The organism is Marivita sp. NO-S04, assembly GCF_059070475.1.
Genome location: NZ_CM180980.1, coordinates 2,239,971 through 2,266,817, shown reverse-complemented (window position 1 = coordinate 2,266,817; position 26,847 = coordinate 2,239,971). Strand labels below are relative to the sequence as shown.

Sequence of the window (26,847 nt, the reverse complement as noted above, 5' to 3'; positions counted from 1 at the left end):
AAGGTTTAGCAGTTTGGAATGTTGACCGCCAACCCACCCAACGAGGTTTCCTTGTACTTCTCATGCATGTCCGCACCGGTCTGTCGCATGGTCTCAATCGCCGAATCAAGCGGGACGAAATGAGTGCCGTCGCCACGCAAGGCGAGGCTGGCCGCACTGACTGCCTTGATCGCCCCCAACCCGTTGCGTTCGATGCAGGGTACCTGCACCAGCCCCTTAACCGGATCGCAGGTCATCCCGAGGTGATGTTCCAGCGCAATCTCGGCGGCGTTTTCGATCTGCATGGGCGTGCCGCCCAGCACAGCGCAGAGCCCTGCGGCGGCCATCGCGCTGGCACTGCCCACTTCGGCCTGACACCCGGCTTCGGCACCGCTGATCGACGCATTGAATTTGACCAGTCCCCCAATAGCGGCGGCGGTCAGCAGAAACTCGGGCACACGGCTGGATGTCGCGCCCGGCACATGGTCAAGGTAGTAGCGGATCGTGGCGGGCACCACCCCGGCGGCCCCATTGGTCGGTGCGGTCACAACCTGACCCCCGGCTGCGTTTTCCTCGTTCACCGCCATAGCATAGACGCTCATCCAGTCGTTGATCGTGTGCGGTGCCGTCAGGTTCATGCCGCGTTCGGCAAGCAGTTTCTCGTGGATGCCCTTGGCGCGGCGTTTGACGTTCAGCCCGCCGGGCAGGATGCCGTCATTCCCAAGACCCCGGTCGATGCAATCGTTCATCACCTGCCAAAGTCGGCGCATGCCAGCATCAAGATCGGTGACGGACCTGCGGGCCAGTTCATTGGCGCGTTTCATCTCTGCGATGCTAAGACCAGATATTGCGGCCATCTCCAGCATCTCGGCTGCTGATTTGAACGGGTAGGGCACCGGCGTTCCGTCGTCCGAATCTTTGCCTGCGTCCAGTTCAGCTTGGGTCATCACGAAACCGCCGCCGATGGAATAGTAGGTCTCTTGCAGGATCACGTCACCTTGCGGGTCGGTCGCGCTCAGGATCATGCCATTGGCGTGGCCGGGCAGGTTGGGACCGAAATCGAAATTCAAATCGGTTTCGGGATCGAACCGCAGTGCGGGCAACCCGTCCGGTGTGACAGTCTTGGTTGCCTTGATCTGGGCCAGTGTCGCATCCGCCTTGTCACGGTCGTAGCTTTCGGGAACAAACCCGGCGAGGCCAAGAATGGTGGCGCGGTCGGTGGCATGTCCGACCCCGGTAAAGGCCAGCGAGCCATGCAGGGACGCCTTGACGCCGGCCACGGAAAACGGTGCTTTGCGCAACCGGTCAAGAAACCGCGCGGCGGCGACCATCGGACCCATTGTGTGGGAAGAGGACGGGCCGATCCCGACCTTGAACATGTCGAAGACAGACAGAAACATGGTTAAAGCGCGCTCCCTTCAGGTGGCGTTGCGGGTTGCGGATTGGAAAAAGGGGATGGCCCCAACCCTTCGGCCGTGGCCGCAGCCCGCACACTGTCGCGCGCCTCGATCCGTTGAGCAAGGGCATGCAGGTTGGGCCAGAGTGACACGTCGAACCAGCTTCGATCCGCGTCGACCGGATAAAGCGCAGGCCAACGCAGCAAGACCGCAAGATAAAGGTCGCAGATCGTCAGCGCTTTGTTCGCCGGGGCGTAGTGACTGTTCAACAGGTCGAAATGCGTGGCCAGCGACGTCTGCACCTGCTGGCGGGCCACGGCCTGTTGCCTTGGGCCGGGCCCAGCGATCAGCGCCGGGTAGAACAGTGTGCGCATCTCGGCATGCACGGTGTTTGACAGGTAGAACAGCCAGCTGAGAAACGGTCCCCGCGTTGGATCTGTCAGATCAGGCGACAAGGCCACGACTTCCCGGTGACGATCGGCCAGCCAAAGGCAAATCGCCGCTGTTTCAAAAACCGGACCATGGGGCGTTTCCAAAGCAGGGATACGGCCCACCGGGTTCAGGCGTTTGTACGCGGCCCCGTGCTGTGCCGATCGGCTGCGATCCACCAGCGCCGTGCGGTAAGGCAGGCGCATTTCTTCCAGCACCAGTCGCACGACCAGAGAGGCGTTGTCAGGGGCGTAATGCAACACATAGCTCATGTCGCGGGTGTAGCGCGAAGCGTGTCGCGTCGAGGATGCGAAAGCGGCGCGTGGCAGCGAAAAAACGATGTGCTTAACCCTGTCTTTACCGGTGTCGGCCAGAGTGTTGGCACATATGCTGCAAGGGATCGGCAGACATGATGCGAAAGGGATGCTGATGACGACCTATCTGAACCGACTTGCGTGGTTTGCCGCCTTGCTGACCATCATCGCTTGGGCCTTTGTGCCGCGCGCGGCGATGGCCTATCCGGTGATGTTTCCATCGGTGCCTTCCGTGGACACACTGCCCTTACCGCCGGTTCCGTCGACCAATACCCCCGACCGCAACCGGTAGGCTGCACAGGTCTTGTGGATCGCAAGACACGGGCACAGGACAATGTCACGCGACGGATTCGAAGAATTCGGTCTCGCCCCGCGCGATGTGACGTCCTATAAGGTGCACAAACCTGCCCAAGGAGCCGCCCATGCCCGGAGAGTTGTCGCCCATCGACAAGGCCAAATTCGTCGCTGCAAAACGCGCGGCGGACATGGTCGAGGACGGGATGCGCGTCGGTCTGGGCACCGGTTCGACAGCGGCTTGGCTTGTTCGTCATCTGGGTGACCGGGTCCGCGACGAAGGTCTGCGGATCAAGGGCGTGCCGACCTCGGCCCGCACTGCACAGCTGGCAGGTCAGGTCGGGATTGAAGTGATCACGCTGGACGAGGCGGGCACGCTCAACATCACTATCGACGGCGCAGACGAATTCGACCGCGATCTTAACCTGATCAAGGGTGGCGGCGGTGCGCTACTGCATGAAAAGATCGTGGCGGCAGCCAGCGAAGAAGTCGTTGTCATTGCCGATGCCGCCAAGGAAGTGGGCACGCTCGGTGCGTTCCCATTGCCGATTGAAGTGATCCCGTTCGGCTGGACCACAACCCAGATGCTGGTGGAAGAACTGCTGGTCGCGGCCGATGTGATGGGTCGCCGGATCACCTTACGCATGAACGCTGGCAAGCCGTTTCTCACGGATGAGGGCAATTACATCCTCGATCTGCACCTCAGCCGGATCGGCAATGCGCGACAACTGGCGATGGCGCTGAACCAGATGCCCGGCGTTGTCGAGAACGGACTGTTTGTCGATCTCTGCGACAAGGTCATCATCGGTTACAGCGATGGCCGTGTCGAAACCCGTGACATCAATGAGGGTACGGTCAGCGAAGATCGCATCGACCTTGTGGAAAACGACAACCTCTTTTCCGACATCTGATCGCGGTTGCCTAAGCGTCAGTGAACAGACAACCCATGCACAGATAGTGTGCCAACCAATGCAGGCCGACGCAGGGCAAGCAAGTGCTTCGCTTCCCCGTCCTTGCCCTGTTTCAGCAACGCGGCCAGCAGGGCGAATTCCAGTAGATCGCGCTGGGCGCGACTGCCACCAAGGCGCGCATGATCGCTCATCGCACCGATCAACAACGACGTCGCCTCGGCCCAGTTCTGTTGTGCCAGCGCGCGAAACGCTTCTGCCAAAGGTGTGACCACATCGCCCGTGCTTGGGTTGGGCGCAGCGATGATCTGCATCAGCGCGCCCCCATCCCCGGCCATCGCGTGGGCCAATGCGGCATGGATGTCGATAAATCCGATCCCGGTCTTTGGGAAAAAGCGCTGCGCGTAGGCGCTGATTTCGTGCCAACGGTCCTGTGGCACCTCCACTCCCGCAAGCTCCGCGCGAAACAGCAAGGACGCCGCATCGGTCAGCACATTGATCGGCATGCTCTGCGACACATCCGGCCGGATGTCGGTCTCAAGCCGGTGCCACATCGTTTGCGTGTCGCCCTGTTCCAGTGCCCAAAGGGCGGCGTGCCACGACAGGTGACCATGCAGATATCCCGCCCGGTCATAGGGTTCGAGCCATTCAGTGAGGTACGACACCCCAAGGTCGATATCGCCGGTTTCGTAATAAATGTGGCTGCGCACATGCGCACCATTTGCATTGCGCGGGTTCAGCGCAAGTGACCGTTCGATGTAATGATCCGCCGCGTCAAGATTGCCGGTTTCACAGAGCGCAAACGCATACTGGCTCAGGCACCACCAATCCTCGCCGTAATGAGGTAGCAGTTTGGCCATGTAAGCCAGCGTTTCCGCCTCGCGCCCCGGCTTGCCGGAAAAACCGATCAGCCCGAACACCGAAGAACAGGTCTGCGCCAGCAGCGCATCGCGCGGATGGTTGTCCACGTGGGCGCGGATGGCCGGGTAGGCCTGTGCGGTCTTGCCTGACAGCAGCAGGTCAAACGCCGCGATATGGCTGGCCTCGCGCTCAGAGCGCGGAGCTTTCGCGTCCCGTGCCGCCGCCATCGCCACCTTGGCCTCTGGCAGTCTGTTTTCATATTGCAGACCACGGGCCAGACCGACATGGGCCAGCGCAAAATCCGGATCATGGTCGATAGCGCTTTGGAACCGGTCCGAGATGCCCGGCTGCCCCGCCAAAAGCTGGTCGGTCGCGGCTATGTAGTGATCGCGGGCGGCGTCCGACCGGGTCGAGATCGTGTTGCCGTATCTGTCCTGTTTCATTGCCAGCCCCCAGTTCCAAGACAGCTTAGGCGGAAAACCCGGATCCGGCAACGTAGGCGTGACGATGTGTGAGCATCCCTCTCTGGCCTTCCCCGTCGCCATGTGAAATATCTTTGCGCGCAATTAGAAGGAGCCGACCATGACCACATTCGACTACGATCTTTTTGTGATTGGTGGCGGTTCTGGCGGTGTGCGCGCGGCACGTGTCGCGGCGGGCGAGGCGGGGGCCAAGGTAGCACTGGCCGAAGAAGACCGCTATGGCGGCACCTGCGTGATCAGAGGGTGTGTGCCCAAGAAGCTGATGGTATTCGCCAGCGGTTACGGCGGCATGGTGGAAGAGGCCACGCATTACGGTTGGGATATGCTCAACCGAGGTTTTGACTGGCAGACCTTCTCTGGCCATCTGAACAAGGAGCTGGATCGGCTGGAAGGGGTATATCGCAAACTCCTCGCTGGGTCTGGTGTGACCACCTATGATGCCCGTGCACGCCTGAAAGACCCGCACACCGTCGAACTGTCGACGGGCGAAACCTTTACCGCCAAACACATCCTGGTCGCGACAGGTGGGCGTCCGGTCCGCCCGGACATGCCGAACGCGCATCTGGGGATCGTGTCGGACGACATTTTCCACCTCGAAAACTTGCCGAAATCCATTCTTATCATCGGCGGCGGCTACATCGCTTGCGAATTCGCCTGCATCCTTGCAGGGTTGGGTGTGGACGTGACGCAATATTACCGTGGCGCGCAAATCCTGCGCGGCTTTGACGACGAGGCGCGCGGCCTGATTGCGGAATCGATGCGCGAACTGGGCGTTGATCTGCACACCGGCACCAACATCGTGGAAATGGATTGTTATCGCGAAGGGGATGACGACGGCATGGATGCGCCTGTCGAGGCGACACAATACGCCATGCCCGTCAAGGATGCGCCGCAAGAGGGGCCGCTCAAGGTGAAATCCACCAATGGCCATATCAAGGTGTTCGATCAGGTGCTTTTTGCAACCGGTCGTCGCCCCAACAGCGACGACATGGGCCTCGAAGAGGTCGGTGTGACATTGGGACGTGGCGGTGCCATCGAGGTGGACGACTACAGCCAGACCAAGGTTCCGTCGGTCTACGCCATCGGCGATGTCACCGACCGCGTGAACCTGACGCCTGTGGCGATCCGCGAAGGCATGGCCTTTGTTGAAACCGTATTCAACGGCAACCCGACCAAGGTGGATCACGACCTGATCCCGTCTGCGGTGTTCACCCAGCCAGAGCTTGGCACAGTTGGTCTGACGGAAGAACAGGCCCGCGACCAAGAACCGATCGAGGTGTATTGCGCGTCGTTCCGACCAATGCAGTCGGCGTTTGCTGACAAACCCGGCCGGGTGTTGATGAAGTTGATCGTCAGTCAGGAAACCCGCAAGGTTCTGGGCTGTCACATCGTCGCGCCTGGCGCGGGCGAAATGATCCAGTTGGCGGGCATTGCGGTGAAGATGGGCGCTACAAAAGAGGATTTCGACCGCACGGTCGCAGTCCACCCAACCATGTCCGAAGAGATCGTCACAATGCGCAAACCGATGCGCACGGCTTGAATTTCCAAGCTTTGCCCACAGGTAAGAACGTGACATGAAAGACCGAATGTTCCGAGAGGGGAAAAGACCAGATGGCAGGTAACAGTGGCGGCCCGTGGGGTGGCGGCGGTAACAACGGTGGAGACCGTGGCGACGATCGCCCGCGCGGTGGCAACAATGGGGGTGGGCGTCGTCCGGGCGATGGCAACCAACCACAGATACCCGAGATCGACGAATTGATGAAAAAGGGCCAGGAACGGCTGCGCGTCCTTATGGGCGGTCGCGGCGGCAATGGTGGCACAAACGGCGCAGGCGGCGGTGACGGAGGCGACGGCTTCAAGCTGACACGTGGAACCGTTGGGCTTGCCGCGCTGGGCGCGATCGCGCTTTGGGCGTTCAGCAGCTTTTACACCGTGCGCCCGGAAGAACAGTCAGTCGAGCTGTTCCTTGGTGAATATTACTCGACCGGCAACCCCGGTCTGAACTTTGCGCCGTGGCCCCTTGTGACCGCAGAAGTCGTCAACGTGACGTCTGAACGTACCGAGAATATCGGTGGCGGTCGCGGTGCCGGGGGTGATGGCCTCATGCTGACCACGGACGCGAATATCGTGGATATCGACTTTCAGGTCGTGTGGAACATCAATGACCCGGCCAAACTGCTGTTCAACCTGCGCGACCCGCAGGTGACGGTACAGGCGGTGTCCGAAGCGGTGATGCGCGAAATCATCGCCGCGACGAACCTTGCGCCGATCTTGAACCGGGATCGTGGTCTGATCGCAGACACCGCCCGCGAGAACATTCAGGCGACGCTGGATGAATACGAAAGCGGAATCACCATCGTACGTGTGAACCTTGATACCGCCGACCCGCCCAGCGAAGTGATCGACGCCTTCCGCGAAGTTCAGGCCGCAGAACAGGAACGCGACCGCTTGCAGCGTCAGGCTGACGCCTACGCCAACCGCGTTCTCGCCGAAGCGCGCGGCTCGGCCGCCCAGATCCTCGAAGAGGCCGAAGGCTACCGGGCACGTGTCGTGAACGAAGCCATCGGTGAGGCAAGCCGCTTTATCGCCGTGGCGCAGGAATTCAATCAAGCGCCCGAAGTCACGCAGCGTCGCCTCTATCTTGAGACAATCGAACGGACCTTGGGGGATATGGACAAAATTCTGCTCGACGAAACCGGAAGCTCGGACGGGCAGGGCGTATTGCCTTACTTGCCGATCAATGAACTGCGCCGTTCCGGGCAATCCACCACTGGAGGGTCGAACTGATGCGTAAATCTGCTTTCCTCCTGCCGATTGGCGTTCTTGCGCTCGTCGGTGTTCTGTCGTCGATCTTTATCGTCGACGAACGTGAAAAAGCGTTGGTCCTTCAATTCGGCCAGATCAAAAAGGTTGTCGAAGAGCCGGGTCTCAACTTCAAGCTTCCGATCATCCAAGAGGTCGTGCGCTATGACGGGCGGATCCTGTCGCTCGACACGGACACGATCGAAGTCACCCCCTCGGATGACCGTCGTCTGGTCGTCGACGCCTTCACCCGCTACCGGATCGCGGATGTGGTTCAGTTCCGTCAGGCCGTAGGCATCGGTGGCACACGTGTTGCCGAAGACCGCCTGTCCTCGGTTCTGAACGCTCAAATCCGAGAAGTTCTGGGTGCGGATCAGGTCACGTCCGACACCATCCTGTCCCCGGCGCGGCGCGATCTGGCGTTGCGTATTCGAGATCAGGCGCGCACCAGTGCGGCGGGCCTCGGGCTCGAGATAGTGGATGTGCGTCTCAAGCAGACCAACTTGCCGGAACAGAACTTGTCCGCAACATTTGCTCGGATGCGCGCCGAACGTGAACGCGAAGCTGCCGACGAAATCGCCCGTGGTAACGAAGCCGCGCAGCGTGTGCGTGCTGCTGCTGACCGTACGGTGGTAGAGACGGTGTCGAACGCCCAGCGGGAGGCCAGCATTACACAGGGTGAGGCCGACGCCGAACGGAACCGGATTTATGCCGAAGCCTATGGCAGCAACCCGGATTTCTTTGCGTTTTACCGATCACTGGCTGCAATGGAGCAGTCGCTGAACAAAGATACGTCGACCCTCGTGTTCTCACCGGACAGCCAATTCCTCGGCCAGATGTTCGGTGCGATCCGTGCCGACGGTCTGGGGCAGATCGCCGTACAGGAGTTCGACATCGAAAGCCTGCGCGAAATGGCCCCCGAGGCGACGATTTCGCCCAACCTGCCCGAAGCCGAACGTCAGCGGCTTGAACAGCAACTGGAAGAACAGGCTGCACCCGTTGAGGATGCGACCAATTGATCGAGACTGTAATCCAAGGGATTGCACTTGTGCTGATCATCGAGGGGCTGGCCTATGCGCTGGCCCCTTCGCTTATCGAACGCATGCTCGAGGCGATGCGCGACATGCCGCTTGATATGCGCCGCCTGATCGGCGTGTCCGCAATCGCCGCTGGCATCACCATGTTGTGGATATTGCAGGCGTTTTGAACCGCCCTGCGCTTTTTGGCTTCGTCACGATCAAGTCACATAAGCTTGAACCATCGCTTTCCTGTTTGCGTGTTGCGTCCGCGCACCTACATTGAAAGCATAACAGGCTGGTGTCGGTCGCCGCACCGCACCAAAGACGAAGGAGTTTCCCTTGACCTCACAGGCAAAAACCATCCAACGGGATCAGAGCACGCCATTGCGCATGTTCTGGCTGACCTCGTTGTCCATGATCCTCATCGTCGCGCAGTCGCTGATGGGTCACGCGCAGGAAAGTTTTGCGAACCTTGCTGAAAAGATCAGCCCTTCGGTCGTGAACATCACAACCTCGACCACGGTCGCCGGGCGCACTGGCCCCCAAGGCATCGTGCCCGAGGGATCCCCGTTCGAAGATTTCTTTCGTGAATTTCAGGACCGCAACGGTCAGGGCGATCGCCCGCGCCGCTCCTCCGCACTGGGGTCGGGGTTCGTGATCTCGGAAGACGGGTTTATCGTCACCAACAACCACGTGATCGAGGGCGCCGATGAGGTGCTGATCGAATTCTTTGAAGGGTTCGAGCTGCCCGCGACCATCATTGGTACTGATCCGAACACCGATATCGCGCTGCTCAAGGTCGAAAGCGAAACGCCGCTGAAGTTCGTCAGCTTTGGCGACAGTGACACTGCCCGTGTCGGTGACTGGGTGATGGCCATGGGCAACCCGCTGGGACAGGGCTTTTCGGTTTCTGCTGGCATCGTATCCGCCCGCAACCGTGCCCTCAGCGGCACCTATGACGACTACATTCAGACCGACGCCGCCATCAACCGCGGCAACTCCGGTGGCCCGCTTTTCAACATGAACGGCGATGTGATCGGCGTGAACACCGCAATCCTGTCGCCCAATGGCGGTTCCATCGGGATCGGTTTCTCGATGGCCTCCAACGTGGTGACCCGCGTGGTCGACCAGCTCAAGGAATTTGGCGAAACCCGCCGCGGATGGTTGGGCGTGCGTATTCAGGATGTGACCGATGATGTGGCCGAAGCGTTGGGTCTGGCATCTGCCAAGGGCGCTCTGGTCTCTGATGTGCCAGAAGGTCCGGCAATGGAAGCGGGCATGCAGGCAGGCGACGTGATTGTCAGCTTTGATGGCCGCGAAGTCGAAGACACACGCGGTCTGGTGCGTCAGGTGGGCAACACTGAGGTCGGCAAAGCTGTGCGCGTCGTCGTCAACCGCGACGGTGCCACTCAAACGCTTTTGGTGACCTTGGGTCGCCGTGAAGAAGCCGAAAGCGCTGTACCCGCATCACAGCCTGGACCAGAAGAGGAAGAGGCGCCGATGTCGATGGAACTGATGGGACTGACCCTCAGCCCGTTGACCGCCGAAATCCGCGAGCAGCTTGAACTGCCCGAAACCGCCAAGGGTCTTGCAGTTATGGATGTTGATGAAACTTCCGAAGCCTTCGAGAAAGGCCTGCGCGCGGGTGACGTGATCACCGAAGCCGGTCAGGCTCAGGTGCTGGCGCTCACCGATCTGGAAGAGCGGATTGCCGAGGCACAAGAGGCAGGCCGCAAGTCGATCCTGCTTTTGGTGCGCCGCGCCGGAGACCCGCGTTTTGTGGCTCTGACGATTGCGGAAGACCAGTAAGGTCACCGCCGGGAAATGCGAAAGGGCGCCGATGATTTCGGCGCCCTTTTGCTTTTGTCAGAGGTCTTTTTCCGTCAACGGACGCGCCAACGCATCCACTGCCCTTACCCCTTTGCGTAGCCCATGCCCTGCAGCGCGACCTTGATCTCGTCGAGGATCGCCGGATCGTCGATCGTCGCGGGCAGCTTGAATTCTTCGCTATCCGCGATTTTGACCATCGTCGCCCGCAGGATCTTGCCCGACCGGGTCTTGGGCAAGCGGTCGACCACGGCGCACAGCTTGAACGCCGCCACTGGGCCGATCTTATCGCGCACCAGCTTGACGCATTCCTTGACGATCTCGTCATGCGGCCGGTTCACACCTGTGGTCAGGCAGACAAAGCCCATCGGCAACTGACCCTTGAGCTGATCCGTCACGCCGATCACAGCGCATTCGGCCACGTCCGGGTGTGCCGCCAGTACCTCTTCCATGCCGCCGGTGGACAGGCGGTGGCCTGCGACGTTGATCACGTCATCAGTGCGCGCCATGATGTAAAGGTATCCATCCTCATCGATCATACCTGCATCGCCGGTCTCGTAATAGCCGGGGAAGTGCGACAGGTAGGATTTGCGGAACCGGTCCTCTGCGTTCCAAAGCGTCGGCAGCGTGCCGGGGGGCAGCGGCAGCTTGACGGCAATCGCGCCCAGTTCGCCGGGCTTCATCGCATGACCTGCCTCGTCGAGGATCTGCACATCATAGCCCGGCATTGGCACCGACGGTGACCCGATCTTGACCGGCAGTGCTTCGATCCCTGCAGGCATGCCCGCGATGGTCCAGCCGGTTTCCGTCTGCCACCAGTGGTCGTAAATGGGTTTGCCAGTGACCTTCTGCGCCCATTCGATGGTGTCGGGATCGGCCCGTTCCCCCGCAAGGTAGATCGCCCGCAGGCAAGAGATGTCGTACTTGCCCACGAATTCGCCCTTCGGATCATCGCGTTTGACGGCGCGGAACGCGGTGGGGGCGGTGAAGAAGCTGCGCACATTGTGATCGGAAATCACCCGCCAGAAGGTGCCCGCATCGGGGGTGCCCACGGGCTTGCCTTCGAACACGATAGTGGTGTTGCCGTGGATCAGTGGCGCATAGCAGATATAGCTGTGGCCGACGACCCAGCCCACGTCGGACGCGGCCCAGAACGTGTCGCCGGGGTCGACATTGTAGATGTTCTTCATAGACCAGTTCAGCGCCACCAGATGCCCGCCTGTATGACGGATCACGCCCTTGGGTGCGCCGGTGGTGCCAGAGGTGTAGAGGATGTAGGCGGGGTGATTGCCTTCGACCGGCACGCAATCTGCTGGCTCCACACCGTACTGGAAGCCGTGCCAATCGAAATCATACCCGTCGTTCAGCTTGGCAACTTCCTGCTCGCGTTGGAAGATGACGGTGAAATCGGGCTTGTGTTTGGCCAATTCGATGGCCCCATCCAGCAGCGGTTTGTAATGCACCACGCGCCCCGGCTCGAGTCCGCAGGAGGCGGCGATGATCGCCTTGGGTGTGGCGTCGTCGATGCGAACGGCCAATTCGTTGGCGGCAAATCCACCAAACACCACAGAATGGATCGCGCCCAGACGGGAACAGGCAAGCATCGCCTCAAGCGCTTCGGGGACCATCGGCATGTAAATGATGACGCGGTCGCCCTTTTCGATGCCCTTGGCACGCAGAGCCCCGGCCAGACGGGCAACGCGATTGCGCAGTTCGGAATAGGTGATCTTGTGCAGGGTCCCGGTGATCGGGCTGTCATGAATGATCGCCACCTGTCCGCCGCGCCCGGCTTCGACATGGCGGTCAACGGCGTTCCAGCAGGTGTTGGTCAGGCCGTCAGCAAACCATTCATAGAGGTCGTTGCCCTTGTCGAAAAGCGCCTTGCTGGGTTTCTGGTCCCAGTCAATCGCTTCGGCGGCCTGCATCCAGAACCCCTCGGGGTCGGATTTCCAGCCCTCATACACCTCTTGGTAGCCCATGCCGATCTCCTCCTGTGACGTGTTGGCATTTGGGTACGGCGCGCGGGCCGTTGCGGCAAGTCTCGCGATCCTCCGCGCGGCAGAAGGCCGCAAAAACTTTGCAGTTTCGGCGCTATCAAATTGCAAACTTTTGCAAACATACCGCTATTATGCAGAGATGATGTTCGCGATCAGCGATTTTGCAAAGTTGCAAACTCGTGTGTGCAAACTTGCGTGACCTGAGTCGCGGACCTCACAACTGGTCGCGCGGTGTCGCCAGAAGGCCAAGGCCCCGGGCCGATTGGATCGACAGCAGACCGCTGGGCAGGCCGTTGGCGTTTTGGTAGCGGCGCACGGCCAACCTGGTGGACACGTCCATCACACCGGTGATCGCTCCGCGATAAAGTCCACGGGCCTCAAGCGCGCGTTGCAGCGTCGAGATCAGCTCGGGCGTCAGCCTGTCGGGGCAGGGGGTCTCAAAGATCAGCTCTTGTCGTTCTCGTTTGATCACCTGAACCGTTTCCGTGCGAAACCGGGTCGGAGCCACTTCGACCTGCCGGGTCACGGTTTGCAGTTCGGCGGGAGCCACGTCGCGTACCCAGCACCCATCCGGGTTAACGCCCGGCGGTGGGTCGATCTGGGCCGAGGCGAAATCGGGCACCGGCACATTCACAGCGTCGTCCCTGTACTCCCCCGCGCCCGTACATCCCGAAAGGGCGGCCAAGGCCACGGCCCACAGAGCCCGGATCGCTGGCGGGAGGGGGGTCACGGAGGATGTGCGCCTGTTTGCCTGTTTCTGCTTTGCCGCAGTCTAGCCTGTTTGGGTGTCTGGCGAAAGCGCCTCTGGCGCATCCTCTGGCGCGGGGGCTAGAAGCTGATCCAGAAGGGGCGAGATATCCTCGATCACTTCGGCGATCACATGGATCACGTCGCCTTCGCTTTGCAGCCGTCCGGTGACGCGCAGCATGCGCCCGGCGATCACCGCGCGGCGGTAGCGCTCGTAAAGCTTGCGCCAGACGATGATGTTCACCGTTCCGGTTTCGTCTTCCAGCGTGAGGAAGATCACGCCCTTGGCGGTGCCGGGCCGCTGCCGCAGGATCACCAGCCCCGCCACCGTGATGCGCGCATTGTCGGGCGGCAGGCGCAACTGGTCAGCCCGCAGGCAGGACGGTGGACGCGGCCAGTCGGTTTGGGCGGGGCGGGGGGTGACAACACGCATAAGAACAAAAATAGAACATTTGCCAAAGCGTGCAAGCCCGCAGTTTCCGCAGATTTCGGATCGCTTTGGAACGCTTAATCCTGCCTTAAGGACGTGAAGCCCTGCCGCGTGAGAGTGTCGGGTCAGACAGCAACACATTCCAATGAGGGCATCATGGCTTATTTCGACACACGCAAGACTGCAGGCACAAACACCGCATTCGATGCTAAAAGCATTGTTGACCGCTTGGTAAAATTCATCGCAGCCCGCGTGACAGCCATCACCACACGTCCCGGCACATCCCCCGATCAGATCGTCGCCGCCCAGCACCGCGCCGAAGCGCACCGCCGCGCCGTCGACAAGCTGATGCGTTAATCCTCGGGAAAGCCGTTGGCGCGAAAAGCAGCAATGACCGTGTCGCGATAGATTGGATTGTCTTGTGGTCGCGTGCGCACAAAAGTTGCAATGGTCATGTCCGGCACCTTGCGTCGAAAGAACTCGGCCATCTTGGCAGACTTCTCAAACTCACCGAGCTTCCAGTAGATCGCCATCAATCCCATATGGGCAGTAGCGAATTCGGGGTATTGCGCCAACGCTTGTTCATAGTAGTCGCGCGCTTCTTCGAACGCCCCTTTGTGAAACATCGCGTTGCCGATGCCCGAGGTGAAGATCCCGATTTGCGGATGAAGAGGGCTGATCCGCAGCGCGCGTTGGAGATGCACAATCGCTTCGTCGTTTTCGTTTCGGTAGATATGCACCCAACCCAGCAACATTGCGATAGTGGCAGAGTTCGGATTGAGAGTGTTAGCCTTTTGTAGCGCGGTCAATCCCGCCTTGGTTTCACGTCCGATGTAGGCCATGTAATGCCCTGCATAAGCCAGACTGACCGGATCGTCCGGATCATGGTCCAGAACCTCTTTAGCGACGGGCAGAGCGGCTTGTGCCTTTTCGAAGGGCCACCAGCGCGTCGCGAAAGAGCCGGTATGCGCACAGCAGATCAACCCCTTGGCCTGGATGTAATTCGGGTCCAGATCGACAGCTTGCTGCAATAGCGACAATCCCTCTTCAAGATCGCTCAGCGAGTTTTGCCGGTAGACCAGCGGTGCCGCCTTCATACACAAATCATACGCTTTCAAGCTGTCGGTTGGCTTGGCCCGCGCCCGCGCCGCTTCGGCCCAGATCAGCTTTGGCTCGATCGCAGCTGCCACGCTTTCGGCGACCCTGTCCTGCAGATCGAAGATATCCTCGGCGCTGCCATCGAAACGGTCGTGCCAGATCATCCGCGCGGTTTTGGCCTCGACCAGTTGGGTAAAGATGCGCAGACGGTCGCCCGCCTTCTGGATGCTGCCTTCAAGGATGTAACGCACCCCCAAATCGCGCCCGACCTCCCCCAGATCCACCGCTTTGCCGCGGTAGGTGAAGGTCGAGGTGTTGGAGATGACAAAGAACGACGACACCCGTGCGAGGGCCGAAGTGATCTCGTTGACGATCCCATCCACGAGATACCCGTTGTCCTCGGACCCGGTCAGGTTGGCAAAGGGCAGGACCGCCAGCGACGGGATGTCCGGAACGGTTTGCGTCGTTCGCGGCATTTGCGGCATTTGCCCAAGGTCGCTGTCCCCTTCCAGCGTGAACTTGTAGCCAACACCGGGAACCGTTTTTATGGCCTCTTTCCCAAGAGCCTTGCGCAACCCCGCGATCTGGACGGTGAGGTTGCTTTCCTCGACCAGCACACCGGCCCAGACATGATTGAGCAATTCTTCCTTGGTGATGACGCGGTCGGGGTGGTTTGCCAGATAGGTCAACACATCAAACGCCCGCGCGCCGAGCGTCACAGGTTGGCCGTCAAGCGTCACGCTGCGGCTGGAGTCGTTGATCTGCAAAGCGGTCATCTGCGGGTCCGATGCTGTTTGGCAAACCCTAACGGCAGATTAAAGGTCGCGCCAACGGGTTTGCACATTTCCGTTGGCGCAAGGTCTTAGTGCTGCGCAAAGAACGCCGCCACGTCGCTCGCGATCTGGGCGTGCTCGGCCCGCCGTGCCTCGCGGCCCTCGGCGCAGACGAAGGCATCGTCGGGTTCTTCGTCCTTCAGGATGGCCAGTCCGTTTCCAGTGCAGACGCCTAAAAAGTCGAAATGCGCGAGGCTTTCCGGCTCATAGTAAGTTGTCACTGCGGCAGGCAGAGCGGCGACCAAGGCGCGGCTTTCGATGTCAAGGTTCAGCCCCTCAAGATCAACTGGCGCACCATAGACCAGCATCGGGCTGTCGATGGCCCCAAGGCTCTTTGCCGCAAAGGTCTGCGTGCCGCCCAGATCGAACACCGCGAACGCGCGGATGCGGTCGTCGGACAGGTCTTGGGCCATAGCGATCCGGTCCTCTGGCGATTTGGCGACGTTCCAGCGGTTGAAGATACCACAGACCAGATCGTCAGGCATGGCGGCGCAGAACGCGTCGAACCCGTCGGGGTCGTAGCGTCCACCTGCCAATGCCACTGCAGTGAACCCGCCCAGTGAATGACCGGCCATATAGATATGCCCTGCGTCGATACGCGGATCAGCAGACAGGTGGTCAATCAGCCGCGAGATGTCTTTCGGCCGGTTCCAGAGTTCGCGCTGGTGATCCAAGTCACGCTGAAAGGTCGATGTGCCGGGATGGTCGATGGCCGCCACGGCATAGCCTTGGGCCACCAGCCGTTCCGCGAGCCATGCCTGATTGCGGGCATTGCCGAACATGCCGTGAGATAACACCACAAGTGGGAACTGACCCGAAATCGCAGGCGCATCAGGGGCCACGTTGATCGGTTCCCACACGGCATTGCCATGAGCCTGCACGGTGCTGCTGGCCTGCGCGGGATACCACAGGAACCCCTCGAGGTGGCGCGTGTCCTGGGTGTCGAGGATCATCAACTGTTGCATCCCGGTCGTACTGTCCTGTGCGGCAAGCGCGCTGGCGCTGAGCAGCAGTGCGGTGAGGGTGGGTTTCAAGGTCATGTCGGTCTCCATCATGGGGGTGTGTGATGGGGCAGACATCACCGTGGGGCCGTTGCAAAACAATGGCTTGCCCCCCTCCGGGTGTCCTTGATCATGTTAGAGGACAGGGGACACGCAAAAGAGGACAGGATATGCAGCCCGATCTGGCGGTTTTCCCAGTGCCAATGCTCACATTCCTGTTGTCGGCGGTGGCGGCAGGGCTGGTTCTGCGGGCTGATCTGGGCCGTGTGGTGGCCACGCGATTCTTTGCGGCGTTCTTTCTGGTGCTGGCGCTTGGGTCATTCATGGTGGGCTTGCGCTTTGGCTACGGGGTGGACCGGTTGGTTCCGGTACAGCGGGCGTTGCCGCTTTTTGCGGGCCCGCTTTTGTGGTTGGGTTTTGCAAGTGTCACACGTGACAGGATCGCTGGATTGGCGCTGTGGCATCTGGGGACTGCGGTGGCGCTGTTGGCAGTGGCCCCATGGGTGTTTGTCGATCTTCTGGACCTCGATTTGATCGTAGGGGTCAGCTACGTCGTCTATGCTGGCGGGTTGCTTTGGATGTGGTCGCGCGGAGTGAACCATTTGTCCCATGCGCGCATTGAAAACGCCGTTGTTCTGCGGCGGTGGATGCTGGCGGGGGCAGGGCTGTTGGTGGTCTTTGCACTGGCAGACACGGTGATCGCGCTCAGCTTTGCGGCGCAGCGCAGCCGGGACGCGATGGCGGTGATGTCGGCTGGGGCTGTTGTCATGGCGCTTGGACTGATCGCTGTGATTGTCGCGGTGTCCAAGGGCGGTGGGCGGATGACGTCGCAGGTCACGGTTGTCAAAATATCCCCCGATGGGGACGGGGCCGCCTTGGAGGCACGCGCCCGGCAGGTTTTGCTTGAGAGTAAGCTATATCTTGATACCGAATTGACGGTGGATCGGTTGGCCAAGCGTCTGACCGTTCCGTCTCGGGCGCTGTCGCTGGCGATCAATCAGACCAAGGGTATGAACGTGTCGCAATACGTCAATGATTTCCGGCTTGATCATGCTGCCGCCTTGCTGGCCGAAGGGGATGGCAGCGTAGCCGAGGTGTTGGACCAATCGGGTTTCCTGACCCGGTCCAATTTCTATCGCGAATTCCAGCGTCGTTTCGGTATGACCCCCGCCGCTTATCGCGATGCAGCCAAGGCGGGTCAGTCCGGCATCTGATCGTCGGTCCAACTGGTGTCGGCGTCTTCCTCGGCAATCACCATCACCGCGATCGTGCCCGAGGTACGGTGGAGGCGCACGTCCGAGGAAAAGCCCAGATCGCCGCCCGAATGCCCGACGATGGGGCCGTCGATTTCGATCCCCATGCCGTAACCTTCGTTCATCGGGTCTTGGGTCATGATGGAGAGTAGGTCGGGGGACAAGAGTGTCTGTTCGATGAACAACGCTTGATAGAAGCGTGCCACGTCCTGTGCGGTTGCGATCACGCCGCCATCGCCAAAGCCCGCGCCAGCGTAATAGGCGCGCACGTCATGAGGTGTGTCCGCAAAGCTGGTGGGTAGGGGGCGACTGCCGAAGACAAAGCTGTCGCTCATACCTGCGGGATTGAACACCTCGCGTTGCAGGGCTTGCGCATAGGTCAGGCCGGTTACCTGTTCCAGAACGAGGCCAAGCAGCACGTAATTGGTGTTGGAATAGTCGAATTCGGTGCCGGGCGCGAAGAGTGGCTCGTCGTCAAAGGCATAGCTGAGCGCGGTTGTCGGGGTTTGCAGGTCGGAGTCGTCCAGCACGTCCTCCACATATGCATCGGTGTAATAGTCCGGCAGGCCCGAGGTCATGGTCAGCAGGTGGCGCAGGGTAACGCCCTCGAGCCCTTGGAATCCGTCAACGATGTCGGGCGCAAACCAGTCGGCCGCAGGATCGTCGAGTTGCAGGTCGCCGCGGGCGAGCTGTCGCAATACGGCAACGGATGTCATGGTTTTCCCAACCGAGGCGATGGCAAAGGACGCATCGGCTGTGGCGGCCGTGGCCGTGACATTCACACCTTCCGGTCCGTCAAGGTAACGGACGCTTGGGCTGTCCGACGCGTGGACGGGTCCAGCCAGCGCCACACAGATCACGGCTCGGTATATCAACTGTCCTGCCCCATACATGCTGTGCCCATCCTGCGCGCAAAGAACCATCCCGACGCGCCATGAATGCATGAGATGCGACGCGGGTAAAGTCCGCACGGTGATTTGAGGTCGAAAGGGGCTGGCGGGTTCGATCCAGCCAGACTAGGTATGACACGATTTCTGAGACGGAGAGCGCTGTAATGGCAAAAATCACCTATATTGAGCATGGCGGCACAGAGCATGTCGTAGACGTGGCCAACGGTCTGACCGTGATGGAAGGCGCCCGCGACAACGGCATTCCGGGCATCGAGGCGGATTGTGGCGGCGCGTGCGCCTGCTCGACCTGTCACGTCTATGTGCATCCCGACTGGGTGGGCAAACTGCCGCCGAAGGAAGACATGGAAGAAGACATGCTCGATTTCGCCTATGAGCCGAATCCCGAGCGGTCGCGCCTGACCTGCCAGCTCAAAGTGACCGATGCGCTGGACGGCCTTGTCGTCCAGATGCCCGAAAAGCAGATCTGAGCCGATGCGAATGCCGCGTCACCGGATGCGCGTGTGGGGCAGGATCGCCCTTGGCGCGGGGTTGGCGTTGGCGCTTGTGACAACGTCGCAGGCCGTGGCGCAAGAGATCGTGTCGGCGCGATATGACGGGCCGACCACACGCTATCCCCATGGCGTGTTGGGTGATGACATCGAATATGACACCCTGCTTGTCCGACTAAGTGACGGGCGCGAGATATCCGCGCGCTGGGCGCGGGACATTGTTTTCGAAGATCTGGCCCCTCGCGTTGTGGATGTGGATGGCGACGGTTCACCCGAAGTGGTCGTGGTCGAAAGCCACGAGAGCCAAGGTGCACGGCTTGCGATCTGGGGGCTGACTGACGGGGGCAATTTGGCCACCAAGGCTGCCACACCCTTTATCGGCACACGGTTTCGCTGGTTGGCACCTGTGGCTGTTGCCGATCTGGACGGAGATGGTCTGGTTGAACTGGCCTATGTCGACCGTCCGCATCTGGCCAAGGTGCTGCGCGTTTGGCGCTATGAGCCGCTGCGTTCCGGGCAGGTCGCATTGACCGAGGTGGCGACGCTGGAGGGGGTCTCAAACCACCGGATCGGCTGGGATTATATCGCGGGTGGCCTGCGAGACTGCGGGCAGGGGCCCGAGATGGTGCTTGCAGACGCGGGCTGGTCTTCGATTGTGACGGTCACTTTCGATGGGACATCCCTGAGCCGCCGTCAGCTCGGCGACTATACCGCCGAGGCTTTGGAAAGAGCTTTGGGCTGCTGACGAAAAAAGCGCCTTCGAAGGCGCTTTCCTGCATTTTCGGAAATGCAGCCAAGGGCGTTCGAACGCCCTTGGCGCTCAGGCCTCTTCCAACTGGGCCATGACCTCGTCTGAGGCTTCGAAATTGGTGGTGACGCGCTGCACATCGTCATCGTCTTCCAATGCATCCACCAGTTTCATGAGTGAGGTCATGCCGTCGAGATCCAGCTCGGTTGTGGTGGTCGGCTTCCACACCAGCTTGGTCGACTCGGATTCTCCCAGTTCTGCTTCAAGCGCTGTGGCGACCTCGTTCAGATCGGTGTCGGCGCACCAGATCAAATGGCCGTCTTCGGTGCTTTCGACGTCTTCGGCCCCTGCTTCGATTGCGGCCATCATCACCGTATCCGCGTCGCCCACGCTGGCGGCGTATGTGATTTCACCCTTGCGGTCGAACATAAAGCCCACGGAGCCGGTTTCGCCAAGGTTGCCGCCGTTCTTGGTGAAGGTGGAGCGGACATTCGACGCGGTGCGGTTGCGGTTGTCGGTCATCGCCTCGACGATGACGGCCACACCGTTTGGGCCGTAACCCTCGTACCGGATTTCTTCGTAATCCTCGCCCTCACCACCGGAGGCCTTTTTGATGGCGCGTTCGATGTTGTCCTTGGGCATGGAGTTGGACTTGGCTTCTTTGATCGCCAGGCGCAGGCGCGGGTTCTTGTCAGGATCGGGATCGCCCATTTTGGCGGCGACGGTGATTTCCTTGGAGAACTTTGAAAACAGCTTGGCGCGCATCTTGTCCTGACGGCCCTTGCGGTGCTGGATGTTTGCCCATTTGGAATGGCCGGCCATGATTTCTGTGTCCTTGATTGTCGAATGTCGCGGGGTTTGCGCGTCTTTAGCGCAGAAGACGGGGCGGGAACAAGTTGCGTTTTCGGGATTTGCGCTTCGGGCCTGGTTGGGTATGACAGCGGGATGAAACCGTTTCTGATCCTACAATTGCGCCCCGAAGCTGAGGCCAGCGATGGCGAATACGTGGCAATCCTTGAAAAAGGTGGTTTGACCGCAGCGCAGGCGCATCGTGTGTGTCTGGACCGCGAGACGCTGCCGGATGGATTGCAGCTATCTGATTACGCTGGGGTGATCGTCGGGGGCGGGCCGGGCTGTGTTTCGGATGATCCGGCGACCAAAGACCCGGTCGAGGCGCGGATCGAGGCCGAGATCCTGTCACTCATGCCCGAGATCACGGCGCGGGATGTGCCCTTTATGGGCTGCTGTTACGGCATCGGCATTCTGGGCCACCATCTGGGGGCCGAGGTGTCTAAGCGTCGATACGGCGAACCTGTCGGGCCGGTGACTTGCCGGGTGACGGTAGAGGGCGCGGTAGACCCGCTGGTAGCTGGGTTGCCGGGGGCGTTCGATGCTTTTGTCGGCCACAAAGAGGCGGTGCAGGATTTGCCTGAGGGCTGTGTGCATCTTCTGGCGTCGGACCCGTGCCCGTACCAGATGATCCGTTACGGGCAGAACGTCTATGCCACCCAATTCCATCCCGAGGCGGATGCGGGCGTGTTCGAAGAGCGGATACGCATCTACCGCCACAAAGGGTATTTTGATCCCGATACTGCGGATGACCTGATTGCGATGTGTCACGCCAGCGACGTGTCCGTGCCTGTAGAGATCCTGCGCCGTTTCGTGGCGCGGTATGGCGGGTGACGTTTCCGTCGACGGAAACGCCCGATGCGTCGACGCATCGGCGCGCCTAGAGTGGCCAGATCAACGGAATGAGGGCTGACGCAAGAATGCCCACGGTCAGGTTCAGCGGGACACCTACCTTGAGGAAATCCGAAAAGGAATAGCCACCCGGCCCGTAGACCAGTGTGTTGGTCTGGTAGCCGATAGGTGTCGCAAAGGCGCAGGACGCCGCCACCATCACCGCCACCACCAGAGGGCGGGGGTCCAGTCCCATCACCTGCGCAAGGCCGATTGCGATCGGCGTGACCACCACCGCCACTGCGTTGTTGCTGACCAGTTCGGTGAGCAAACTGGTGAGCAGGTAAATCGCCCAGACGATTGCCCAGGGCGGCAAGTTCATCAGGTAGGGTGCCAGCCCTTCGACGATCATCGAGACAGCGCCTGATGCTTCCAAGGCCGCCCCGATGGCCAGCATGGCAAAGATCAGGGCAAGCAACTGGCCTTCGACAAAGGAAAACGCTTCATCGGAATCCACGCATTTCGTCAACAGAACGACAGCCACCGCTATGATCGCCAAAGCGAGAATAGGAGCAACACCGAAAGCAGCCAAAAGCACCAGCCCGGCGAGAGCCGCGATCGCGATGGGCGCGTGGCTGCGGCGATAGGCGCGGGCCGAGGGTTTGGCCACGTCCACGAGGTTCAGTTCATCCGCCATGCGCTGAATGTCCTCGGGCGCGCCTTCGAGCAGCAGCGTGTCGCCCACGCGTACCACCAAGTCATCCAGTTGCCGCCCGATATTCTGGTTCCGCCGATGCACCGCCAGCGGGTAGACGCCGTAGCGCCGACGCAGGCGCATTGCGCCCAAACGTCGGCCGACCATCTTGCAAACGGGCGTGATCAGCACCTCTACCGTGGTGGTCTCAACCGCCGAGACCTGATCCACCCTGCGCAGTTCTTTGTTGCGTTGCAGGCTCAGCAGTTCGGTCATCTGTGTGCGCAGCACCACACGGTCACCGACCTGGAGCGTCACGTCATCCAGATTGCGCCGGAGCGAGGCGTCGCCCCGGATCACGTCGATCAGGCGCACCCCGTCGCGTTTGAAAAGCTGCACGCCCTGCACCTCGCGTCCGATCAGGTTGCTGTCGGGGGGGATCACTGCCTCGGTGAAGAACTTCATCTTTGACCGATCCGACAGCATCGCCGCCATGCTGGTACGATCTGGCAGCAGGAACCGCCCGAAGACCCAGAGATAGAACATGCCCCACGCGATCAGCACCACGGCCAGAGGCGTGACTTCGAAGATGGAAAACGGCTCAAGCCCTTGCGCGCGGGCGACGCCATCCACCAGCAGGTTCGTGGAGGTGCCGATCAGCGTCAGCGTGCCGCCGAGGATGGCGGCGTAACTGAGCGGGATCAGCAGTTTCGACGGCGCGACACCCAGCGTTTTCGCCAGTTGCACAAAGAGCGGCAGCATGACCACCACAACGGGGGTATTGTTCATAAAAGCCGAAGCCACGATGACAACGCCGATGATCCCCGCCATAGCGCGTTTCGGACTTTTCTGAACCGCCGATTGTGCCGCAGTGGTGAAGGCAGCCAGTGCTCCGGTGCGCACCAAGGCCCCCATCACCAGAAACATTGCTGCAATGGTCCAAGGTGCGGGGTTCGACAACACTGCAAGCGCGTCGTTGTAGGGCAGCACGCCCGTGGCCAAGAGGAATGCCACACCGCCGATGGCGACCACCTCGGTCGGATAGGTTTCGCGGACGAAAAGCGCGAACATGACCACGACGGTGCCAAGGGCAAGCATGGCCTGTGTGGTCTGGTCCAGATCGATCAGCGCGGTGAGCACGTCGGTGCGTCCTTCATGGCGAAGTGTCAGGAGGGTTCAGTGTGACCGGGTGGGGCCGTCGGAACAAGCACCGCTTTCGGTCGGGGTTGGACCAGCGCCAGACCGGCCAGCATCACAGCAAGCGCCGCCCAGAAATAGGGCGAGTAGCTTTCGTTGAGGAAGATCATCGCCCAAGTCACCCCGAACAGGGTCACGAAATAGCTGATCTGCACGGTGAAAACCGGGCCTGCACGTCCGACCAGCCAGACATAGGCGACATAGGCCCCCGCGTGCAGCAAGGACGAGCCGACGATGGCGGCATCTGGCGCGCCCCACGGTCCGCGCGGGTCAATGAACTGCCCGGTTGCAAGCGCCAGCGGCAGGGTGATCAACGTGCCGACCAGCGATGCCCCACAGAGCGTTTGCACAGGGTCCAGCCCGCGTAACCCCCAGCGTGCCACCACGCTGCTTTCCATCGCATAAAAGAACGAGGAGATCAGCGCGATGAAGACCCAGATCACCGGCACCGAGGCAGGTAGGCTGGCTTCGGGCAGGATCAGCAGGCAGATGCCGGTGAAGCCGAGACTCAGCCCAGCCAGTCTGCGCCAGCGGAACCGCTCCAGCCCGAACAGCAATGCAATGGGAAATGCGATCATCGGGATGGAGCTCAGAAGGATCGACAGCACGCCAGAGGGCAGATGAATCGCCGCCGAATACGAGGCAATGCCGGGCAAAACGGACCCGATCAGCGCCAGTACCAGATACAGCGTCATATCACGTCGCGTGAACCGCATGCCTGTGCCGCGCAGGATGCAAATCAGGCCAAGCACAGCCGCGCCGATCCCCATTTGCCAGAACAAGATGCCGAAATGGCGGTAGCCTTCGCTGACGGCGGTTTTGGCCAGCGGCTGCGTCGCCCCCCAGGCAGCACCTGCAAGGATCAAGACGATCAGCGGCAGGGCGCGTGTCACGATTCGGGTCTCACGGTGCGCTGGCCTGAAGCCGTCCGCCGTCGCGGATCATGTGGATCGCGGTGGCTTTTCCTGTACGGTCGTCTGTTTCGACCAACACGCCAGACAGTGTCGCCTCGCCCAAGGCGGGCTGGAAGCGGCCCTTGCTCATGCCGGTCACGAAGCGACGCATCGGCTCGGCTTTTTCCATGCCAATCACCGAATTGTAGTCGCCGCACATGCCGGCATCGGTCAGGTAGCCGGTTCCGCCCGGGAGAACCTGCGCATCCCCGGTGGGCACATGGGTGTGGGTGCCGACGACAAGGCTTGCGCGGCCATCGCAAAAGTGGCCCATGCCCATCTTTTCGGATGTGGCTTCGCAATGCACATCCACGAGGATCATTTGTGCCTGACCGCCCAAAGGATGCGCACGCAGTATCGCATCGACTGCCGAGAAGGGATCATCGAAGGCGCGTTTCATGAACACCTGACCCAGCACTTGCAGGACGAGGATCTTTCGCCCACGGGCATCGGTGAACAGTCGGTGGCCGCGTCCGGGGGCAACCTTGGCAAAGTTCAACGGACGGAGGATACGCGGCTCGTTTTCGATATATGAGAGCATGTCCTTCTGGTCGAACGCGTGATCGCCCAACGTGAGACAATCGACCCCGGATTTCAGCAAAGCCTCGGCATGAGGGCCGGACAGGCCAACGCCACTGGATGCGTTTTCGCCGTTCACAACGCAAAAATCGACTTTGAGACGGTCGCGCAGGGCGGGCAGCCGCTCGGTGATTGCGGTGCGGCCCGCACGGCCCATGATATCGCCAAGAAAGAGTGTTCTCATGCTCAGAGGATTAGAGCGGTGCTCCGGGAAAGCAAAGAGGCAAACCGGGGGGCGGTGATACAAGGTATCGAAACGCGGTGGGAAAAGCCCATTCGAATGGGCTTTGAAGTGGCGTTGACGCCGCTTCAAAGCAATTTCGAAATTGCTTGGGCGCTCACCTCAGAACAGCGAGCCCTGTTCAGGCGGCTTCGGCTTGGATTTCGTCGCCGGTTTCGCACCAGCTGCACCAACCGTCATGCGCCCATCGGCAAATTCGATCTCCAGCGCGGTTGCGGCTTGCGCGGCTTTCTGTGTCGTCACCACAGCCCCGTCCCCCCGCACGACCGCATAGCCTCGCTTGAGCGTTTCCTTATACCCCAAGGTTTCGCGCAGCCGGTCCAAAGCCGTCAGGCGTGATCGCCAATCCTTCACCTGCGCCTGACCTGCGTTCGACAGCCGCCGGGTCAGCGCTTCCAGCCGGTCCTGCTTGACCGCCAGATCGCGTTCGATCGGTTTCAGCGTCAGCCGGTCTGCGCGGCGGGCCAACGCCTCGCGCTTGGTCTCGACCACGCGGGACAGACCCGGCGCGAGCCGGGTTGCGCTTTGGTCGAACCTGCGGCGCTGTTCGGCCAAGGCGCGCGACAAAAGCGACGGGCGCAAAGAGGCCGCCGATTCGATCAGCCGCCCGCGCCGAAGATCCACGGACCGCGTCAGCGCCCTTGGCAAACGGTCGGACATCAGGTCCAGCCGCTGGGTTGGGCCCGACAACAGGTTTTCGGGTCGGGGCAAAGCGCGGGTCAGATCGCGCAAGCGCTGGTCGCGGGTCTGCATCCGCTGCGAAACCGCGCGGGTCATGCGGGCTTGGCTGTCGCCCACCCAGCCCAGAAGTTCGAGTCGCACCGGCACCGCGATTTCCGCGGCTGCAGTAGGGGTCGGTGCTCGCTGGTCGGACACGAAGTCAATCAGCGTCGTGTCGGTCTCGTGTCCTACCGCTGAAATCAAAGGAATGTCCGATGCTGCCGCTGCCCGCGCGACGATCTCTTCGTTGAAGCCCCAGAGGTCTTCGATACTGCCGCCGCCGCGTGCGACGATCAGCAGGTCAGGCCGGGGCAGGGCACCGCCCGGCGACAATGCGTTGAAGCCTGCGATGGCGCGGGCCACCTCGGGCGCACAGGCGGCACCTTGAACCGCCACTGGCCACACCAGCACCTTGCGCGGAAAGCGATCGCGTAGGCGGTGCAGAATGTCCCGGATCACCGCGCCAGAGGGCGAGGTGATGACGCCGATGATATCGGGCAGGTAGGGCAGTTCCTTCTTGCGCGAAGGATCGAACAAGCCTTCCGCCGCCAGTGCCTTTTTGCGCTTTTCCAGCATCGCCATCAGCGCGCCTTCGCCTGCGACGGTCACTTCATCGACGTTGAGGTTGTACTTTGATTGCCCCCCAAACGCCGTCATGCGTCCGGTGACGATCACCTCCAGCCCTTCTTCCGGCACCACCGAAAGCTGCGAAACCTGACCTTTCCACGTGGTGCAAGCCAGAACCGAGCGGTCGTCCTTGACGTCGTAATAGAGATGCCCGGACCGTGCCGTGAACACGCGCCCCACTTCGCCGCGCACGCGGATGCGGCCGAACTGGTCTTCCAGCGTCTTCTTCACCGCGCCAGACACTTCGGACACGGTGTATTCGGGCATGTTCTGCCCCGGACGCGGATCGTCGATCAGATCGGACATGTGGCCTCGCTTGCGCTTATCTCGGCCTGACC

At 61.0% G+C, this 26,847-nt stretch carries 26 protein-coding genes; 12 read left to right on the top strand and 14 right to left on the bottom strand.

The features are described from left to right. Nucleotides 1–5 precede the first annotated feature (5 nt). Both ACK3EW_RS11705 and ACK3EW_RS11700 read right to left on the bottom strand, forming a co-directional pair. Entirely contained in the window at nt 6–1,379 is a 1,374-nt protein-coding gene (locus tag ACK3EW_RS11705; protein ID WP_493806356.1) for an L-serine ammonia-lyase, read from the bottom strand. Between the two features lie 2 nt (nt 1,380–1,381). Then, the gene (locus tag ACK3EW_RS11700) at nt 1,382–2,077 is read right to left on the bottom strand and encodes a glutathione S-transferase family protein (RefSeq protein WP_493806355.1); all 696 of its coding nucleotides are present in this window, start codon (nt 2,075–2,077) and stop codon (nt 1,382–1,384) included. A gap of 157 nt (nt 2,078–2,234) precedes the next feature. Here ACK3EW_RS11700 and ACK3EW_RS11695 point away from each other — a divergent pair, with 157 nt between their 5' ends. After that, complete coding sequence (locus ACK3EW_RS11695; protein WP_493806354.1) at nt 2,235–2,411, top strand: hypothetical protein; 177 nt, start codon at nt 2,235–2,237, stop codon at nt 2,409–2,411. 130 nt (nt 2,412–2,541) lie between these two features. Further along, on the top strand, nt 2,542–3,324 hold the full coding sequence (gene rpiA / locus ACK3EW_RS11690; RefSeq protein WP_493806353.1) for a ribose-5-phosphate isomerase RpiA: 783 nt from the start codon (nt 2,542–2,544) through the stop codon (nt 3,322–3,324). A 17-nt stretch (nt 3,325–3,341) separates the two neighbouring features. Here rpiA and ACK3EW_RS11685 read toward each other — a convergent pair whose 3' ends face one another. Continuing rightward, on the bottom strand, nt 3,342–4,625 hold the full coding sequence (locus tag ACK3EW_RS11685; RefSeq protein WP_493806352.1) for a tetratricopeptide repeat protein: 1,284 nt from the start codon (nt 4,623–4,625) through the stop codon (nt 3,342–3,344). Nucleotides 4,626–4,764: 139 nt separating this feature from the next. Here ACK3EW_RS11685 and gorA point away from each other — a divergent pair, with 139 nt between their 5' ends. The 5 genes from gorA to ACK3EW_RS11660 all read left to right on the top strand — a co-directional run bounded on the left by gorA (nt 4,765) and on the right by ACK3EW_RS11660 (nt 10,294). Further along, nucleotides 4,765–6,204 carry a glutathione-disulfide reductase gene (gene gorA / locus ACK3EW_RS11680; protein ID WP_493806351.1) on the top strand — a complete coding sequence of 480 codons (1,440 nt, stop codon included), beginning with the start codon at nt 4,765–4,767 and terminating at the stop codon, nt 6,202–6,204. Between the two features lie 71 nt (nt 6,205–6,275). Then, nucleotides 6,276–7,451 (top strand): FtsH protease activity modulator HflK, encoded by a 1,176-nt coding sequence (gene hflK / locus ACK3EW_RS11675; protein ID WP_493806350.1) that lies wholly within the window; start codon nt 6,276–6,278, stop codon nt 7,449–7,451. Next, nucleotides 7,451–8,485, top strand: coding sequence for a protease modulator HflC (gene hflC, locus ACK3EW_RS11670; RefSeq protein WP_439118816.1), 1,035 nt, complete (start codon nt 7,451–7,453; stop codon nt 8,483–8,485). The genes hflK and hflC overlap by 1 nt, the downstream gene beginning before the upstream one ends. Next, the gene (locus ACK3EW_RS11665; RefSeq protein WP_085629304.1) at nt 8,482–8,673 is read left to right on the top strand and encodes a DUF2065 domain-containing protein; all 192 of its coding nucleotides are present in this window, start codon (nt 8,482–8,484) and stop codon (nt 8,671–8,673) included. The genes hflC and ACK3EW_RS11665 overlap by 4 nt, the downstream gene beginning before the upstream one ends. 226 nt (nt 8,674–8,899) lie before the next feature. Then, entirely contained in the window at nt 8,900–10,294 is a 1,395-nt protein-coding gene (locus tag ACK3EW_RS11660) for a Do family serine endopeptidase (RefSeq protein WP_493809728.1), read from the top strand. Between the two features lie 104 nt (nt 10,295–10,398). Here the strand turns inward: ACK3EW_RS11660 and prpE are convergent, their stop codons facing one another. The 3 genes from prpE to ACK3EW_RS11645 all read right to left on the bottom strand — a co-directional run bounded on the left by prpE (nt 10,399) and on the right by ACK3EW_RS11645 (nt 13,489). After that, on the bottom strand, nt 10,399–12,291 hold the full coding sequence (prpE, locus tag ACK3EW_RS11655) for a propionate-CoA ligase PrpE (RefSeq protein WP_493806349.1): 1,893 nt from the start codon (nt 12,289–12,291) through the stop codon (nt 10,399–10,401). A 232-nt stretch (nt 12,292–12,523) separates the two neighbouring features. Further along, nucleotides 12,524–13,039, bottom strand: coding sequence for a peptidoglycan-binding domain-containing protein (locus ACK3EW_RS11650; protein WP_439118818.1), 516 nt, complete (start codon nt 13,037–13,039; stop codon nt 12,524–12,526). Nucleotides 13,040–13,081: 42 nt separating this feature from the next. After that, entirely contained in the window at nt 13,082–13,489 is a 408-nt protein-coding gene (locus ACK3EW_RS11645; protein WP_493806348.1) for an OB-fold nucleic acid binding domain-containing protein, read from the bottom strand. Nucleotides 13,490–13,642: 153 nt separating this feature from the next. Here ACK3EW_RS11645 and ACK3EW_RS11640 point away from each other — a divergent pair, with 153 nt between their 5' ends. Next, nucleotides 13,643–13,843 (top strand): hypothetical protein, encoded by a 201-nt coding sequence (locus ACK3EW_RS11640; RefSeq protein ID WP_493806347.1) that lies wholly within the window; start codon nt 13,643–13,645, stop codon nt 13,841–13,843. Here the strand turns inward: ACK3EW_RS11640 and ACK3EW_RS11635 are convergent. Further along, nucleotides 13,840–15,360, bottom strand: a complete 1,521-nt coding sequence (locus tag ACK3EW_RS11635; RefSeq protein WP_493806346.1) for a winged helix-turn-helix domain-containing tetratricopeptide repeat protein — start codon at nt 15,358–15,360, stop codon at nt 13,840–13,842. The two genes, ACK3EW_RS11640 and ACK3EW_RS11635, sit on opposite strands and share 4 nt — an antisense overlap. Before the next feature lie 86 nt (nt 15,361–15,446). After that, nucleotides 15,447–16,457: an alpha/beta hydrolase family protein gene (locus tag ACK3EW_RS11630; protein WP_493806345.1), complete on the bottom strand. Its 1,011-nt coding sequence runs from the start codon at nt 16,455–16,457 to the stop codon at nt 15,447–15,449. Between the two features lie 131 nt (nt 16,458–16,588). Here ACK3EW_RS11630 and ACK3EW_RS11625 point away from each other — a divergent pair, with 131 nt between their 5' ends. Continuing rightward, nucleotides 16,589–17,632 carry a helix-turn-helix transcriptional regulator gene (locus tag ACK3EW_RS11625; RefSeq protein WP_493806344.1) on the top strand — a complete coding sequence of 348 codons (1,044 nt, stop codon included), beginning with the start codon at nt 16,589–16,591 and terminating at the stop codon, nt 17,630–17,632. On the opposite strand, the gene ACK3EW_RS11620 is transcribed toward ACK3EW_RS11625, so the two are convergent. Continuing rightward, nucleotides 17,617–18,564, bottom strand: coding sequence for a serine hydrolase domain-containing protein (locus ACK3EW_RS11620; protein ID WP_493806343.1), 948 nt, complete (start codon nt 18,562–18,564; stop codon nt 17,617–17,619). The two genes, ACK3EW_RS11625 and ACK3EW_RS11620, sit on opposite strands and share 16 nt — an antisense overlap. Before the next feature lie 161 nt (nt 18,565–18,725). Here ACK3EW_RS11620 and ACK3EW_RS11615 point away from each other — a divergent pair, with 161 nt between their 5' ends. Beyond that, nucleotides 18,726–19,049: a 2Fe-2S iron-sulfur cluster-binding protein gene (locus ACK3EW_RS11615; protein ID WP_085629312.1), complete on the top strand. Its 324-nt coding sequence runs from the start codon at nt 18,726–18,728 to the stop codon at nt 19,047–19,049. Nucleotides 19,050–19,059: 10 nt separating this feature from the next. Then, the gene (locus ACK3EW_RS11610; RefSeq protein ID WP_493806342.1) at nt 19,060–19,815 is read left to right on the top strand and encodes an FG-GAP repeat domain-containing protein; all 756 of its coding nucleotides are present in this window, start codon (nt 19,060–19,062) and stop codon (nt 19,813–19,815) included. A gap of 75 nt (nt 19,816–19,890) precedes the next feature. On the opposite strand, the gene ACK3EW_RS11605 is transcribed toward ACK3EW_RS11610, so the two are convergent. After that, complete coding sequence (locus ACK3EW_RS11605) at nt 19,891–20,640, bottom strand: YebC/PmpR family DNA-binding transcriptional regulator (protein WP_439118826.1); 750 nt, start codon at nt 20,638–20,640, stop codon at nt 19,891–19,893. A 123-nt stretch (nt 20,641–20,763) separates the two neighbouring features. On the opposite strand from ACK3EW_RS11605, the gene ACK3EW_RS11600 reads away from it, so the two are divergent. Then, on the top strand, nt 20,764–21,501 hold the full coding sequence (locus tag ACK3EW_RS11600; RefSeq protein ID WP_493806341.1) for a glutamine amidotransferase: 738 nt from the start codon (nt 20,764–20,766) through the stop codon (nt 21,499–21,501). A 46-nt stretch (nt 21,502–21,547) separates the two neighbouring features. Here ACK3EW_RS11600 and ACK3EW_RS11595 read toward each other — a convergent pair whose 3' ends face one another. The 4 genes from ACK3EW_RS11595 to xseA all read right to left on the bottom strand — a co-directional run bounded on the left by ACK3EW_RS11595 (nt 21,548) and on the right by xseA (nt 26,815). Beyond that, on the bottom strand, nt 21,548–23,290 hold the full coding sequence (locus ACK3EW_RS11595; RefSeq protein WP_493809727.1) for an SLC13 family permease: 1,743 nt from the start codon (nt 23,288–23,290) through the stop codon (nt 21,548–21,550). A 68-nt stretch (nt 23,291–23,358) separates the two neighbouring features. Further along, on the bottom strand, nt 23,359–24,282 hold the full coding sequence (locus tag ACK3EW_RS11590; protein WP_493806340.1) for a DMT family transporter: 924 nt from the start codon (nt 24,280–24,282) through the stop codon (nt 23,359–23,361). Nucleotides 24,283–24,292: 10 nt separating this feature from the next. Beyond that, nucleotides 24,293–25,105, bottom strand: a complete 813-nt coding sequence (locus tag ACK3EW_RS11585; protein ID WP_085629317.1) for a TIGR00282 family metallophosphoesterase — start codon at nt 25,103–25,105, stop codon at nt 24,293–24,295. 159 nt (nt 25,106–25,264) lie between these two features. After that, nucleotides 25,265–26,815, bottom strand: a complete 1,551-nt coding sequence (xseA, locus tag ACK3EW_RS11580) for an exodeoxyribonuclease VII large subunit (RefSeq protein ID WP_493806339.1) — start codon at nt 26,813–26,815, stop codon at nt 25,265–25,267. Nucleotides 26,816–26,847: the final 32 nt, after the last annotated feature.